This window comes from Psychrobacter sp. A3 (assembly GCF_028823565.1).
GTDB lineage: Bacteria > Pseudomonadota > Gammaproteobacteria > Pseudomonadales > Moraxellaceae > Psychrobacter > Psychrobacter celer.
The window spans coordinates 1-15187 of record NZ_JAPEHS010000028.1; the positions used below are offsets into that span (position 1 = coordinate 1).

Annotated in this window: 14 protein-coding genes; 10 read left to right on the forward strand and 4 right to left on the reverse strand. The window is 46.3% G+C overall.

Going from position 1 to position 15187, the window contains the following annotated elements; translation table 11 throughout:
- The 3 genes from NK638_RS05905 to NK638_RS05915 all read left to right on the forward strand — a co-directional run.
- A partial coding sequence (locus tag NK638_RS05905) for a hypothetical protein (RefSeq protein ID WP_274632292.1) occupies window positions 1-1006 on the forward strand: 1006 nt, incomplete at its 5' end.
- Window positions 1007-1267: 261 nt separating this feature from the next.
- Window positions 1268-1810 (forward strand): hypothetical protein, encoded by a 543-nt coding sequence (locus tag NK638_RS05910; RefSeq protein ID WP_274632293.1) that lies wholly within the window; start codon window positions 1268-1270, stop codon window positions 1808-1810.
- A gap of 205 nt (window positions 1811-2015) precedes the next feature.
- The gene (locus NK638_RS05915) at window positions 2016-2804 is read left to right on the forward strand and encodes an SDR family NAD(P)-dependent oxidoreductase (RefSeq protein ID WP_274632294.1); all 789 of its coding nucleotides are present in this window, start codon (window positions 2016-2018) and stop codon (window positions 2802-2804) included.
- A gap of 43 nt (window positions 2805-2847) precedes the next feature.
- Here NK638_RS05915 and NK638_RS05920 read toward each other — a convergent pair whose 3' ends face one another.
- Entirely contained in the window at window positions 2848-3297 is a 450-nt protein-coding gene (locus tag NK638_RS05920; RefSeq protein WP_274632311.1) for a NosD domain-containing protein, read from the reverse strand.
- A gap of 598 nt (window positions 3298-3895) precedes the next feature.
- On the opposite strand from NK638_RS05920, the gene NK638_RS05925 reads away from it, so the two are divergent.
- Window positions 3896-4213, forward strand: coding sequence for a hypothetical protein (locus tag NK638_RS05925; protein ID WP_105244844.1), 318 nt, complete (start codon window positions 3896-3898; stop codon window positions 4211-4213).
- A 122-nt stretch (window positions 4214-4335) separates the two neighbouring features.
- On the opposite strand, the gene hemH is transcribed toward NK638_RS05925, so the two are convergent.
- Window positions 4336-5355 (reverse strand): ferrochelatase, encoded by a 1020-nt coding sequence (gene hemH / locus NK638_RS05930; protein ID WP_274632295.1) that lies wholly within the window; start codon window positions 5353-5355, stop codon window positions 4336-4338.
- 369 nt (window positions 5356-5724) lie between these two features.
- Between hemH and metX the strand changes: the two genes are divergently transcribed.
- The 5 genes from metX (at window position 5725) to trhO (ending at window position 11212) form a co-directional block, all read left to right on the forward strand.
- Entirely contained in the window at window positions 5725-7038 is a 1314-nt protein-coding gene (metX, locus tag NK638_RS05935) for a homoserine O-acetyltransferase MetX (RefSeq protein ID WP_274632312.1), read from the forward strand.
- Window positions 7035-7652: a methionine biosynthesis protein MetW gene (gene metW, locus NK638_RS05940; protein ID WP_100748936.1), complete on the forward strand. Its 618-nt coding sequence runs from the start codon at window positions 7035-7037 to the stop codon at window positions 7650-7652. The genes metX and metW overlap by 4 nt, the downstream gene beginning before the upstream one ends.
- A gap of 391 nt (window positions 7653-8043) precedes the next feature.
- A complete protein-coding gene (locus NK638_RS05945; RefSeq protein ID WP_274632296.1) occupies window positions 8044-8625 on the forward strand; it encodes a tetratricopeptide repeat protein in 582 nt (193 codons plus the stop codon).
- 144 nt (window positions 8626-8769) lie between these two features.
- On the forward strand, window positions 8770-9897 hold the full coding sequence (locus NK638_RS05950) for an HNH endonuclease (protein ID WP_274632297.1): 1128 nt from the start codon (window positions 8770-8772) through the stop codon (window positions 9895-9897).
- A gap of 244 nt (window positions 9898-10141) precedes the next feature.
- Window positions 10142-11212, forward strand: coding sequence for an oxygen-dependent tRNA uridine(34) hydroxylase TrhO (trhO, locus tag NK638_RS05955; protein WP_274632298.1), 1071 nt, complete (start codon window positions 10142-10144; stop codon window positions 11210-11212).
- A 155-nt stretch (window positions 11213-11367) separates the two neighbouring features.
- On the opposite strand, the gene serA is transcribed toward trhO, so the two are convergent.
- Window positions 11368-12594, reverse strand: coding sequence for a phosphoglycerate dehydrogenase (serA, locus tag NK638_RS05960; protein ID WP_105244840.1), 1227 nt, complete (start codon window positions 12592-12594; stop codon window positions 11368-11370).
- Between the two features lie 319 nt (window positions 12595-12913).
- Here serA and NK638_RS05965 point away from each other — a divergent pair, with 319 nt between their 5' ends.
- Window positions 12914-14356: an FAD-binding oxidoreductase gene (locus tag NK638_RS05965; protein ID WP_274632299.1), complete on the forward strand. Its 1443-nt coding sequence runs from the start codon at window positions 12914-12916 to the stop codon at window positions 14354-14356.
- A gap of 102 nt (window positions 14357-14458) precedes the next feature.
- Here NK638_RS05965 and NK638_RS05970 read toward each other — a convergent pair whose 3' ends face one another.
- Complete coding sequence (locus tag NK638_RS05970; protein WP_274632300.1) at window positions 14459-15088, reverse strand: BLUF domain-containing protein; 630 nt, start codon at window positions 15086-15088, stop codon at window positions 14459-14461.
- Window positions 15089-15187: the final 99 nt, after the last annotated feature.

Genomic DNA, 15187 nt, shown 5'->3' on the forward strand with positions numbered 1-15187 from the left:
TGTCAATACAACAGACACAGCCTATCAACAGCTAGGCTATCAAGCGCGCACACCACTTGCCGCGCCACAGCCCACTGACTCCTCAGCACAATGGGGCTGGGCCGATGAGCGGCGACAAGACGCAAAAGCGCAGCTAGACGAATGGGCGCACGAAATGGACGGGTGGTTTGGTGAGCCTGACCCAAAAGCGCCTGCTACCGCAAGCCTACGACTGGTGCTAGACACGCGCTGGGCCAATGACCCACTATCAGGCAGTGATGTGAGCGTCGAGCCTCGGGTTCGTGGACGTTTACGCTTACCGGTCTTAGAGCGCCGCCTAAGTTTGATTATCGGTGATGAAGACTTGGATGATGATGATTTTCTGCGACAAAGCGCGACAAGAGCGGCTTATCAAGATGGTACCGAAAGCTCTGATAGATTAATTAATAGTAAAAAGACTCGTGAAGATAACGCCTCTATTGCACTGCGCTGGTCACGCTTCAACGATGAGATCGAAGAGCAATTGGGCGTCAAAACAGATGTCGATGTCGGCGTACGCTCACTTGATGATCTGTATGTCAAAGTCAGTGTCGATCGAGACTGGTACCAAAATGAGAAGCTAAAAGTAACCACCGATAGTTTTTATCGTTATGGCCTCGATAGCGAACACTACGCCAAAGGCGGACTCACCTTGCGGTATGGCGCTGATCCAACACGCTTTCTTAACAACCGTACTACCGTGCGCTACCGCAATCAGGATAGCAGGGAGGACACCGACTGGAGCCATGATCTAAGACAAGTCCATCAGCTCGGTGAAGAAAAGCAGCTGGCCTATGGTATTTCGACCAGTGGTTATTTTGATAAAAACAAATCACTGCTCAATAGCTATGGCCCAGCCATCACCTACCGTCAGCCGATTTGGCGGGAGTGGCTCTACGTGCAGACAGAGCTAAACTATTATAATGACAAAACAGAAAACAAAGACCACTACCCATCAGCACTATTACGCATGGAGGCACTGTTTTAGTCCGCGATAGCTCATTGCTGTCTCGCTTGGCTGCCGGCACAAGACAAATAACATACTGCCATCTGTGAAACAGTGTTGACTATTTTGTAAATATTAACAATTAGTTATGACCAATTAGTTATGTTTCATAATGCCATTTATGGATAATCAAGCGTATAATAACGCTGTATCTCTATTTTATATCTTTGTTTTTATATTACTTGTGATTGGAAGTGAGCCTTAGCGCTCACTTTTTTTATTGCAAAATCTGGAGTCCTTATTTTGATTACAGATGGTCTTATCGAAGCCCCTGGCATTATTATATTGTTCGCTTGCTGGATACGCTGTCTACAGTATTTTCGGCGCAGTCATAGCAAAAAAACTGAAGCGTTTTGGTTGGCGGCAGTACTGGTGTTTTTTGCGGTCATACGCCGCGAGCTAAACTACTTACCCGATCTTTTTATTCCAGCTGATTTTTTGTTGCTGAGCCAGCCCTATGACTGGTGGGAAGATTGTGTACTAACCGTCGTCTACCTGATGATTGTTGGGCTGCTGGCTTACTCATGGCACTATCTTTTGGCAGTATTAAAACGTGTGCCCGTATCGTTATATTTGACGGTAGCGGTACTGGCACTACTAGAATACATGGGCGAAAACATGATTGGCATACCTAAAACCCTTGGCGTGGTGATCGAGGAGCTATCAGAAACCGCCATCTATGCCATTGCCTTGATATACCTATGGCGCTTTACGTTAAGCGACTATGACTGTCCCTCAGCGCGCGCAGACCTATCGCACTCTCACGCGGTGTCACATTCAGCATAGATATCTGCTCTAACCTCGGCCAAAGCCGCTGTGCCGCGCGGCCTATCAATACTTGCCGCCAGGTTTGCTATACTGGATCAACGCCCGAGCACACATATCTCTGATATCCACTTGCTCTCGACTTATCCATTACAGCTAGGGCGTGCCCTCATTTTGACAAGGGTAATAAAAATGGGGGCACACCCAAATCACCGAGTCACTTATTATGAATATCTTAATCACTGGCGCCTCACGTGGTATCGGTCTGGCCACCGCAAAAAAACTGGCAGAAAAAGGCCACAACGTCGGCCTGTTTGCGACCAATACAGCCACGCTTGAGGATGCCATCGGCGACAAAGCCTTTAAAAAAGCGCTGAAAAAAAACCGTGTCATTATCGGCAAATTAGATGTCACCCAGCCTGAGCTATGGGACGACGCCATCACACAAATGATTGATCATTTTGGCAGTATCGACGCGCTAATCAATAACGCAGGCGTGTTGGTCAGTGGCACTTTGCCGACGACTGATTTGCAAGAGCAGCTGGCCTTAGTCGATGTCAATTGTAAAGGCGTGCTTATCGGCTGTCATAAGCTTGCGCCTTATTTGGCGGATAGCACCAATGGTAAAATCGTCAATGTCTCCTCGGCCTCGGCCATTTACGGCCAACCCGAGGTTGCAGCATACTCTGCCAGCAAGTTTTTTGTCCGTGGACTTACCGAAGGGCTAAATATCGAGTATGACCGCCTTGGTATCAAGGTCATTGATGTCATGCCGCTGTGGGTAAAATCAGACATGACAGAGGGTCTTAGTGTCACCAGTATTGAGCGCTTGGGTATCAATTTGACTGTCAGTGATGTGGCAAAGATTCTGTGCAAACTGACCACCCGCCCCAATCGTAAACTCAAAAGCACTCATTACTCGGTCGGCATGCCAGCCAAAGTCTTTCAGACCCTCTCACAAGTCACGCCTGATCCTGTGATCCGCTGGGTAAATACCAAAGTGGGTGCCAAATAAAGCACAGCCCATTTACCAAATGCTTATCGTATTGTCCTGACGGCTACTCAATCTGGGTGGCCGTTTTGCTGGCGGCTCGAATGTCAATTGCTTGCTTTATGGTTTTATCAGCGAACGTATTGTTGTTGATCAGTGTATGTTTGATTGGCCCTGCGGCAGTGTCTTCGCGAATTTTTGAACCAACCTGAATGGGCAAACGAACGTCGGCGGCGAACGTGTTATCCCTAATCAGTGTGCCATCATCTTCCACAATAACGCCCTGCTCGACTTGGGTAAACTGATTATCAATGATTTGATTGTCTTTAGCACTGTCTAAGTGATAGCTGGCAAACAGCGTTTGCTTGACCAAATACGCGCCGCATTCAAACCCTTTTAGGTTGCGCGATTGCCTTGACGCTACCCACACGCCCACTGGCTCATTTTGAAAATCATTACCGCGAATAATATTGTCACGACTCGACTCAGTGCGTTTGAAATAATTGCTGACATTGATGAATCATCGGCGCTGGGGCTAAGATGCGCCCCTTGACAGTCAAGTGAGCTATGAGAGTCACTGAGCTCAAAACGTATCGATTGACCTGTTAAGTCGCAGCTTTTGCTCAGGATCTGATGGCCTTTTATCGTCACAGTTTGCTTGGGCGTCAGCTGCGCGCACTCTATCACAGCCGCGGTACTTGGTAGCTTGGCCTCCATGACCAACGGCTTTTTTATAGTGTCCGTTTGACTGACGGCTGGTTGATCGTCACAAGCGCTTAAGCTCATAGCGGTTATCAGGCCGACCATACATTGACATATTTTAGGCGATAAACAAGAGTCATATAGTCAATTCACTCTAAAAATGACATAGCGCTGCTGAGATGAATTTTTCACAGCCTCTGTGATAACAGCACGCAAGTAAAATTTATACCAGTAGCGCGTTTAGATTTATAACACTTTTAATTTGAACTGACTATAAATAATGCTCACTGCGAGTTGTCTTACATTTTTTGAACATCTTGTGACACCCTACTACTAGTCGAGCTCGAGCTAACACGGCACACTAATCCTCATCATACAGATAAAAACCAATCATAAGATAAAAGGAATGACAGATGGATAATACAAAAACCCCGCTCCCAGAGGCGCAAGACCGTATCGATGGCGATGACAACCAGCGAGTCGATTTAGACAATCCAATGCTGCATACGATTGATGACGATGACGTCATTGACAATAGCGCAGGGTTTGACAACTCACAAGCAGGCAGCGAGGCCACACAAGGCCTCACACCGATGCATCACCAAAATATCGATGAAGCCCGTGTCGATGAGGTATTGGTAGAGGACAATCTGGATGACAAGGATTATCCAGACATCGTCGATATTGCTGATACCGATGCTGCTGGGCGCAGTAACGACGATAACTTCTAACCCTATTTGCTCAGCACAGCATCAATGACGTCAAACACTGGTAAAAAAACACCGAGCATCATGTCCGGTGTTTTTATCATTCATGAAGATCAAAAGGCTTTCATTAAGATCAAAAAACTTAACTACGCCCAACCATCAAGCGTGCCCGCCCAGCCTTTGACCAATGGTTTGCTAAGCGCTTCGAGCAAATCAATATGCGCCTCATCAAGGTTAAGTGCAGGTATATAATGATACTCTTGCCCGCCAGCATTGAGGAAATTATCACGGTTTTCAATCGCCAGCTCTTCTAGCGTCTCCAGACAATCGGCAGAAAATGCAGGACTGACAACCTGCACCGAGCGCACGCCAGACTGACCCCACTCCTCTAGTACCACATCGGTATATGGCTTGACCCATTCTTGTTTGCCAAAACGCGACTGAAAGCTGATGATCCATTCATCATCTCTTAGACCTAGCGCATGTGCCACTTGGGCGGCAGTACACTTACAGCGCTTTGGATACGGATCGCCTTTATCCGCATACGGCTGCGGGATACCGTGAAAACTAAACATCAGCTTGTCAGGTTTGCCATGCTCTGCCTGAAAGCGACGAATCGAGTCTGCTAGTGCCTGAATATACAGTGGATGGGCAAAGTAGTCCTTTACAATGGTATAGTTGGGCAAATTGCGCTGCGTCAGCGTCCATTTGGTCAGCGCATCATAGACAGCGCCACCTGATGTGGCGGAGTACTGCGGAAACAATGGCAAGATGACAAAGTGATCCACGCCCTCATCGCGTAGATTGTCCATCACCTCAGGCAGACCAGGATTGCCATAGCTCATCGCCGCATGTGCCGACACACGAAACGGCGCTGCGCTGTCGGCCAGACGCGGCTCTAATAATGCCACTTGGCTGTTTAATATCTTGCGGATCGGCGAGTCGCCCTCCCAGATACTGGCATAAGCTTTTGCGACGCGCTTCGGCCGACTAGGCAGGACAAACAAGTTAAGAATGATGGCCCACAAAAACTTAGGGATTTCAATCACCCGAGGGTCTGATAAAAACTGTTTGAGATAACGACGGACAGCAGGCGCTGTTGGCTCATCAGGTGTCCCAAGGTTGACCAATAAGACGGCTATACGTGGCGGCAGTTTAGGTTTCATAAAAGTCGTGTGTGATTCATAAATGATAAAAAGGATTGTGAAGGCATTATTCATTGAGCATCTGATTAGTGTAGCATTTTATCGCCAAAAAACGCATGGTAAAGGCCGTCTTTATACAATTTGCTACGCAGGTCAAATAAAGACTGCGTACGGAGGTTGTACTCCTACGCCCATCGCCATACAATAGAGCCAATCATCACCAAAACCGTATAAGAACATGCATGCTATTTTGCTTGTGTGGCTGGTGATTTTATTGACGCTTAATTGACGCTTATTTATAGATGATTGTTGTCTTGCGAGGTAGCTTTGAACGCACGCTCTGATAGTACCAGTGACCAACTCCCAACAGATACACTCGACCCACAAAGCTTGGCCGATCAGGCAGGCTCAGTCGGAATCGTCACGCCCGAAAAAATCCATTTTGCCGAGCCGCTTACCCTTGAGTGCAATCGCACCTTGCCGTCTTTTGATTTGATGGTAGAGACTTACGGCACCCTCAATCAAGACAAATCAAATGCTATTTTGATTTGCCATGCCTTGTCTGGCAGCCATCATGCAGCAGGTTATTATAGCCATGATGACAAAAAAGCGGGCTGGTGGGACAATATGATCGGACCCAACAAAGCCATCGACACCAATCAGTTTTATGTGGTGTGCGTCAATAATATCGGCAGCTGCTTTGGCTCGACAGGACCCACCACCATCAACCCTGATACCCTCGATCAGGCTGATGGCAGCGAGCCACAAGTCTATGGCCCTGACTTTCCGCTGATCACCATCAAAGACTGGGTTAAAACCCAAGCGCTGCTCTCAGACCGCTTAGGCATCGATGTCTGGCATGCCATCGTCGGCGGCTCTATGGGCGGTATGCAAGCGCTGCAATGGTCGGTCGACTATCCAGACAGGCTAAAACGCTGCGTCATTATTGCCAGCACGCCCAAGCTATCGGCACAAAACATCGCCTTTAACGAAGTCGCTCGTCAGTCCATTCTCTCTGACCCAGACTTCAAAGACGGCCGCTATATACAAGCCGGCACTTATCCACGCCGCGGCCTGATATTGGCACGTATGGTCGGCCATATCACCTACTTGACCGATGACGCGATGAAGGCCAAGTTTGGCCGCGATCTAAAATCGGGCAAGTTTATGTACGGCTACGATGTCGAGTTCCAAGTAGAGAGCTATCTGCGCTATCAAGGCGAGCGCTTTAGCAAAAACTTCGATGCCAATACCTATTTGCTCATGACCAAAGCTTTAGATTACTTTGATCCTACGCGCGACTATGCCAATTATGCGAATACTGCCGACGACACAGCCATCGATGATAGTCTGGCTACCAGCATCAATAACGAGCATACAGGTAGCGACCATACTGCTGAGCACAGCGACGATATCGACAGACAGCTTGAGCTGAGCGCCTTAAAATCCGCCCTTGCCCATACCAAGTGCCAATATCTGGTGGTGTCGTTTACCACTGATTGGCGCTTTGCCCCTGAGCGCTCACAAGAAATCGTGGATGCCCTGATGGCCACAGGCAAGCCGGTCAGCTATATTAATGTCGACGCCCCACATGGTCATGATTCGTTTTTATTTGATATCCCCCGTTATATGGGCGCGATCAAAGGCTTTTTGACCGCCCCTTTTATGACCACTAACATGGCCGGCACAGGAGAACGCTCATGAGAATGGACCATCAGTTGGCTGAGCGCTGGATCGCGCCGCAATCGCATGTACTGGACTTGGGCTGTGGTAATGGTGAGCTGCTCGCACATTTGCAGCAAAAACTGGGCGTAACGGGTTATGGCCTAGAGATTGATGAAGACAAAATCAATGAAGCCATTAGCAAGGGTCTCTCTATCGTCGAGCAAGATCTCAACGATGGGCTGGCGCGCTTTGCTGACGACAGCTTTGACACCGTCGTCATGGCACGGGCGCTCCAAGCGGTCAAAGCCCCCGACGTTTTGCTGCTCGATATGCTACGCGTGGCCCGTGAAGCGGTCATCACCTTTCCCAACTTTGCCCATTGGCAAAACCGTATTCACCTTGGACTAAAAGGCCTGATGCCCGTCTCAGAAGCCCTGCCTTATGAGTGGTACAACACCCCAAACATTCATTTGTGTACCTTTAAAGACTTTGAGCAGCTGTGTGCTGAGCATGACATTCATATCATCAACCGCTTTGCTGTTAGCGACTCAGAAAAAGGCCATTCACCGCTGATGACATCTTTAATCCGTCAAGCTCCCAACCTCTTGGCAGATGTCGCTATCTATCGCGTCACCAAACGGAAGCCTGCATAATATTCGAAAACCAAACGGCCCTAATCATCCTTGTCTGATTTTTATAAAATGATTGATTTATTCTTACGCGCAAGTAACTCTATGATTTTATTGAAGACACTCAGGTATAATCGGCCATGATTTCTTGTAATTAGTATTTGAGTTTCGTAAGTGTGGGTGTTAAGCTAGCAAAATAATGTCACTGACACCCGTATTTGCACCGTTCGTCTGTTTGACTTGACAGCAACTGCTAAGCAAGGCGTTCAGGTAAAGGGCTCACTATACTTAATGGATGGTTTGGGACGTTTGGATAACACGTCATTGATACGACGCTCCCTTATCATTAGCGCCGCCTAAGATACTTTAGCGGTACAATTTTTTTGCTTATTAACTGCCTAATTTTGGAGCTGCTATGAAACTATTAAAAGCTGCGTTGTTTACTGCCTTATTTTCTTGCGCAGGTCTTGCCAATGCTGAGTTAATATCAAACGTACCGCTTGATACCTCACGTTTTGAGCTGATGCCTGTCAGTGAGCTGTCCAACCGTGCGGCGCAAGGGAGTGACCATGCGCAGTTTTACTTAGCCAAGCGCCTACAAAAAGGCGAAGGCGTGGCACAAAACACTCAGCAAGCCATTCAGTGGTATACCAAAGCCGCACAGCAAGGTGTTGCGCCAGCCCAGCTAAATCTGGCCATCATGTATCTACGCGGTGAAGGCGTGAAGCCCAATCTTCAGCAAGCACGCCACTGGTTAGAAAAAGCGGCCATGCGTGGTGACAATCGCGCCAGCTACACGCTAGCTTTGCTCGATGAAAAACAAAAGAATCTGGTCGATGCTTATAAATGGTACGATTTGGCTGCCCGTGACGGTATGCTTGATGAAAAAGTACGCAACAAAGCCCGTGGCAAAATCGGTCAGCTGGCATTGAACTTGTCAAGCTCAGACATCGCCAATGCACGTAACCAAGCGGATCGTTGGTTCCAAAGCAAATAGCTTTTATACCGACTCTCTCAGCGATTAAAATCCAGCCGATGCGCTGGATTTTTTGTGTATGAAAGCAAAAGATTTATATAAAGTGAAAGCAGCTCAATCCTATTCACTTGATAAACTTATAGCCTCCTAAATCGAAGGAATGTTATGCAAACAGTTACCCCAACAATAAACCCATACCTCTTTGAAAAACAGTACGATGCTTTTATAAGGTTTGTAGGAGAAAAGTCAAATATCCCTTTTGTATCTTTTGCTTCACATCCTTATACAGATCAACAAGAAGGATATAAGTATCAAATTTATAGAGTTGCTCGCAATAAGCTTTCGTTTCATACATGGAAAAACCATGATATTGGAAGTGGGAAAATTATATTGGCAACCATCGAGGCCATTGAGTTTCCAGATAATAATTTAGTTCCATGGCAAAATCGCTATGGTGAACAAAATCGACCACATCAACCACTTTTTGAAGCAATTGGTAACTCTATTAAGACAGAGGAAGTTGAGAGCGCTTTATTTAACCTTTATCACTCATCAAATGACGAACAAATATTTGATGAATTGATTAAAATTTTTGGAAGGAACTATTCTCTTTTAGCTTATCTTTACTTTATTAAAGATAATTCAAAATACTTACCTATCGCACCTACTTATTTTGATAGAGCATTCTCATTATTAGGAATAGAGTTCAAAACTAGTCAACGTTGTTCTTGGGAAAACTACTTTATTTACTTGCAAATTATTAGTGATATCAAAATAATGCTAATTGAAAAACTCAAAAGTGAGGTTAGCTTATTAGATGCTCATTCGTTTGCTTGGATGCTTTCTGCACAAATGGAAAAAGAAGATAAGCTTGCTGATGTTAGTGAGTATTTAAGTCTTAGTAGTACAGAGAAGGACTCAGTTGTAAGATCACGTATAGGTCAAGGACTGTTTAGACAAAACCTTATTGAATATTGGTCTGCTTGTGCTGTCACTGGATGTAAGGAACTAAAACTATTAAGAGCATCTCATATCAAACCTTGGTCTGAATGCGGAGACATAGAACGTCTTAGCCTTTACAACGGCTTACTTCTATCACCAAATTTGGATGTGTGTTTTGATGCAGGTTTTATAAGTTTCGATGATTTAGGTCAAATACTAATCTCAAATAAAATCAGTGCCAATGACCTTCAGGCCTTATCTATCAACAAAGAAATGAAACTATCAAATATTTCTTCTGAGCATAAGAAGTATTTACAATATCATAGGAAACATATTTATAAACAAAGCTGAAAACATCAAATCCTTTATAAAAATCTCAGTATTTTTCTAGGCTTTTTTGTTTTTATCTTATAATCAAAACATTTATTATTTCAGCTCCTATCAAGCTGAGCGACATAAACTATTCAAAACCCACACAAAATTTGCTACACTACGCACGCATTCATCAATCCCACAATTTTGTTAATGCTTTAAACTGAAAAGATACTTTAAACCCAACGCACTAGGTTTGCGACCTAGCCCGCAGGAGACCATCATGAGTACCACTCAAGACCGCCATACTCAAAGTAGTACGGCAGCTGAAAACAACGCCGCACCGGCCTACGATCGCGTCACCAATAATATCGTCGTCGCTGCACTTTATAAATTTACCCGCTTTGCTGACTTTGCGCAGTACCGTGAGCCGATCTTAAACACCATGCTGGACAATGACGTCAAAGGCACTTTATTGCTGGCCAATGAAGGCATCAACGGTACGATTTCTGGTAGCCGCCAAGGCATCGATACGGTCCTTGATTATTTGCGTAGCATTGAAGCGATTGGTCGTTTTGAGTTTAAAGAGTCTTATACAGACGTCCAGCCTTTTTATCGTACCAAGGTCAAGCTCAAAAAAGAAATCGTCACCATGGGCGTAGAAGATATCGATCCACTGCAATCTGTCGGCCGCTACGTCAAGCCGAGTGAATGGAATGCGCTGATCTCTGATCCTGACGTGCTCCTAATCGACACCCGCAACGACTACGAAGTACAGATTGGCACCTTTCAAAACGCCGTCAACCCACACACCGAAACCTTCCGTGAGTTTCCAGAATATGTGGCAAAAGAGCTCGACCCAACCAAACACAAAAAAGTGGCAATGTTTTGTACCGGCGGTATTCGCTGTGAGAAGTCCACGGCCTATATGCGCGAGCAAGGCTTTGAGGAGGTCTATCATTTAGAAGGCGGTATCTTAAAATACCTAGAAGAAGTCCCAGTCAGTGACTCTATGTGGCAAGGTGATTGCTTTGTCTTTGATAACCGCGTGTCAGTCAATCACAACTTAGAAAAAGGCAACTACGAGCAGTGCTTTGCTTGTCGTATGCCGATTACAGCCGAGGACATGCAAAGCGCCGCCTATATCAAAGGTGAGTCGTGCCCGCATTGTATCGACAAAGCGACTGAGGAACAAAAGGCTCGATTCCGTGAGCGCGAGCATCAAATGCAGCTGGCCAAAAAACGTGGTGAAGCGCATATTGGTAGCGATGTGATGGACATCATCGAAAAGCGTAAAGCGGCTAAAATGGAAGCACGCCAACAAGCAGAAGCGGCCAATAAAGCCAAAGCTTAATCCGTTAACACCATACCCTGCTTTAAATGTTAGACGTTTAAACGATTAGCCATAAAAAAGAGATGCCCTATTCATAGCGCATCTCTTTTTTTGTATCGGTTGTAACATTAGGGCGTGTTGAAGGTTCAACACGCCCTAAACGATCACGGTTAGTTTTAGAACAAGATACGCACGCGAATGGTTTCTTCAACGTCTTTTAGTTGATCAAGCGCGGCGGTTGAATCGTTATAATCCACATCCATCACGAGATAGCCAACATCGCCTTCTGTCATCAGGCTCTGCGCCAAGATGTTGATATGCGCCTCGGCGAACAGACGGTTGATCTGTGACAGTACGCCTGGCACGTTTTTATGGATATGTAGCAGACGATGTGAGCCTTCTTTAAACGGTATAGAAACCTCTGGGAAGTTCACCGCGGTCGCCGTATCACCTTGATCTGAGTATCTGACAAACTTATCAGCCACTTCAAGACCGATATTGGCCTGTGCTTCTTGGGTTGAGCCACCGATATGCGGTGTCAAGATCACATTGTCAAACTTACGTAGTGGTGATTCAAACTCTTCGTCCGCTGATTTTGGCTCTTTTGGAAACACATCAATCGCAGCGCCCAAAAGCTTACCAGACTCAAGCGCGGCCGCCAAGTCATCAATCTCTACGCAAGTACCACGAGCGGCGTTGATAAAGTAGCTGCCGTCTTTCATGTGTGCAAACTGCTCAGCTTTCATCATATAGCGGGTGCTTGGGACGTCAGGCACATGCAAGGTGACGATATCAGCGGTCGATAGCAGCTCTTCTAGGCTACCCACTTGTACGGCGTTGCCCAATGGCAATTTGGTCACGACATCATGATAGATGACTTTCATACCAAAGCTTTCGGCCAGTACAGACAACTGTGAGCCGATAGAGCCATAACCGACGATACCGATGGTTTTGCCGCGTACTTCATGCGAGTTGGTGGCAGATTTACCCCAGCCGCCGCGATGAACGGTGGCGTTTTTTTCTGGAATGCCGCGATATAGCATGATGGCTTCTGCCAATACCAGCTCAGCCACCGAGCGGGTGTTCGAGTATGGCGCGTTAAAGACGGGGATACCTAGGTCGCGAGCCGCGTCTAGATCGACTTGGTTGGTACCGATACAAAAACAGCCGATACCGATGAGCTTGTGCGCATGCTCCAACACTTCACGTGTCAGCTGCGTACGCGAGCGAATACCGATAAAATGCGCATCTTTGATTTTTTCGATCAGCTCATCTTGATCTAAGGCGTGACTGATATTTTCGATGTTGTGGTAGCCCGCGTCTTTTAATACTTTTAGGGCATTGTCGTGCAGACCTTCAAGCAATAAAAAACGAATTTTGTCTTTTTCTAATGATAACGCCATATGAGAACTGTCCTATGATTGTCTTATAAGATTATCTGCTCGATAATCTATGATGGGTGAAACGAAAACAGTCCAGATATCTTACACAAAATTCCGTCTCGATGTTAGCAGATTAGATGAATTATTGATTATCTAGCCTGAAAACTATTTATGCTATAGTAAACGCTGGTAGCGACACGCTGCCAAACTGGGTTGAACTGTTTTTTTGAGGGCGACCTCCCTTTATATAAACATACTTATAACTGCCGCGTTATATCCATTTAGCGATATAATAATCCCCTTTATGCATAGTACTTACCGTTTATACCGAGAGTTGACCATGACTTCTTTATCTAGCCAAAGCCCGTCTAACCCTAGTACCGCCGCCGTCCAAAGCCTTTTAGAATGTTTGCTTGCAAGCCATCAGTTTGACCCAGCCCAAATCAAAACCGACCCTGAAAGCCTTGAATATTGGGGCAAAGACTGGACCAAGCACTTCGCCCCAGCCGCCTCTGCCATCGTCTTTCCAAAGACCACCGAACAAGTACAAGCCATCGTCCTGCTTGCCAATGAGCACAACATCGTCCTCACCCCCAGTGGTGGCCGTACCGGTCTGTCGGCAGGTGCCGTTGCCGCCAATGGCGAAATCGTCGTCAGCATGGACAAAATGAACCAAATCGGCACCTTTTATCCTGCCGATCGTATGGTCGAGATTGAAGCCGGCGTCATCACCGAACAGCTGCAACAGTTCGCAGAGTCAAAAAACCTATACTACCCTGTCGACTTTGCCTCAGCAGGCTCCAGTCAAATCGGGGGCAACATCGGCACCAACGCCGGCGGCATCAAGGTCATCCGCTATGGCATGACCCGTCAATGGATCATGGGGCTCACCGTCGTCACCGGTAAAGGCGACATCTTGCAGCTCAACCGCGGCATGATAAAAAACGCCACCGGCTACGACTTGCGTCAGCTGTTTATCGGTAGTGAAGGCACCCTAGGTTTTGTCACCCATGCCCAAATCAAGCTTGAGCGTCAGCCGCAAGACTTAAACGTCATGGTACTGGGCATGGACAGCTTTAATGATGTCATGAATGTGTTATCCGCCTTTCAAGCGCAGATTGATCTGACCGCCTTTGAATTCTTTGATGACGTCGCTATCGATAAACTCATGGCCCATGGTCAAGTACAAGAGCCTTTTGAGTCTCGTACCAAGTTTTATACCTTACTTGAGTTTGAGGCGCCCTATGAGCCTATCATGGATAAAGCCATGGCCATCTTTGAGCATTGTATGAGTGAAGGCTGGGTCGTCGATGGTGTAATGAGCCAAAGTCTTGCGCAAGCGGCAGAGCTGTGGAAGCTGCGCGAATATATCTCTGAGACTATCTCAGTCTTTATCCCTTATAAGAACGATGTGTCGGTACTCATCAGCTATGTACCGGAGTTTATCGCTGAGATTGATCATATCGTCGCCAGCAACTATCCAGACTTTGAGGTGTGCTGGTTTGGTCATATCGGCGATGGCAATTTGCATCTCAATATTCTAAAGCCTGAAAATATGAGCAAAGATGATTTCTTTAGTGAGTGTCAAATTGTCAATAAATACGTGTTTGAAACGGTACAAAAATATGGCGGCTCGGTGTCTGCAGAGCATGGGGTGGGTATGACGAAAAAACCGTATCTACACTATAGCCGCAGTGAGACTGAGATTGCGTATTTACGTGAGATTAAGAAGGTGTTTGATCCCAATAATATTATGAATCGTGGTAAGGTCTTTGATGTGTAAGAAGTTTTTTATCAAAACAACCCATCTATAACCATAAAAAATGACGCTAAATCTCAGAGTTTAGCGTCATTTTTCTATTATCTTTTCGCACAATAGCACCGCTTATAAACATAACAGCATCAAACCAACGATTAATAGTACACTTAAAAACCCTTGCACCACTAAAAACGCTTGATGCGGGGCGGCGATATGACGCACCATATTGCCCAGCGCATTATAAGTAATACCAGCGGCTTTGATATGTGGCGGGGTGTCAAAGGTTTTGATAATTTGCAAAAACTGTTCGGTACGCTCAGGCGACCAGCCATGCGGCGCAAATGGCAGATACGGTGACAACTGCGCCGCCTGCTGCTTGGTGGCAGGCGACCAAAGCCAGCGCTCCAAAAAAAGCAAACGCATGCGCCAGTCAGCAAAGCGGCGGCTACTTACCTGCCGTAACAGCAGCATCTCGACATGTTTGTGGCGATGATCGGCAAAAATACGCTGCGTCAACGCCGCGACTTTGGCCTTCTCGCCTTCAATACATTGCAAAAAATGGCCGTTGCCATAACAGAGTGTACCGGTGATGCCATGCTGCTCATTAAAATCTTTCGCATGACTTTCTACTTCATCAAATATCGAAGCGCTTAAGCGCGAGCGCAGCGTCAGACTACTGACATACACCAACTGTACCAACGCATCATCTGCTATGTTATCTAGTTGGCTAAATGCAGTGGTATGAGTGAGGGGCATAATAAAAATCCTAAAGGGGCACTTGTGCCGATAGCCGAAGCAAATAAGCCAAACAAGACGCTGCTTGAGTGATAACGATAGTTGAGCGCACATCACTGA

Bases quoted from the DNA above. Each gene is read 5' to 3' on its own strand.
- NK638_RS05915 (WP_274632294.1), top strand. From the start codon at position 2,016: ATGAATATCTTAATCACTGGCGCCTCACGTGGTATCGGTCTGGCCACC.
- trhO (WP_274632298.1), top strand. From the start codon at position 10,142: ATGAGTACCACTCAAGACCGCCATACTCAAAGTAGTACGGCAGCTGAA.
- metW (WP_100748936.1), top strand. From the start codon at position 7,035: ATGAGAATGGACCATCAGTTGGCTGAGCGCTGGATCGCGCCGCAATCG.
- hemH (WP_274632295.1), bottom strand. From the start codon at position 5,355: ATGAAACCTAAACTGCCGCCACGTATAGCCGTCTTATTGGTCAACCTT.
- serA (WP_105244840.1), bottom strand. From the start codon at position 12,594: ATGGCGTTATCATTAGAAAAAGACAAAATTCGTTTTTTATTGCTTGAA.
- NK638_RS05945 (WP_274632296.1), top strand. From the start codon at position 8,044: ATGAAACTATTAAAAGCTGCGTTGTTTACTGCCTTATTTTCTTGCGCA.
- NK638_RS05970 (WP_274632300.1), bottom strand. From the start codon at position 15,088: ATGCCCCTCACTCATACCACTGCATTTAGCCAACTAGATAACATAGCA.
- NK638_RS05950 (WP_274632297.1), top strand. From the start codon at position 8,770: ATGCAAACAGTTACCCCAACAATAAACCCATACCTCTTTGAAAAACAG.
- NK638_RS05925 (WP_105244844.1), top strand. From the start codon at position 3,896: ATGGATAATACAAAAACCCCGCTCCCAGAGGCGCAAGACCGTATCGAT.
- NK638_RS05965 (WP_274632299.1), top strand. From the start codon at position 12,914: ATGACTTCTTTATCTAGCCAAAGCCCGTCTAACCCTAGTACCGCCGCC.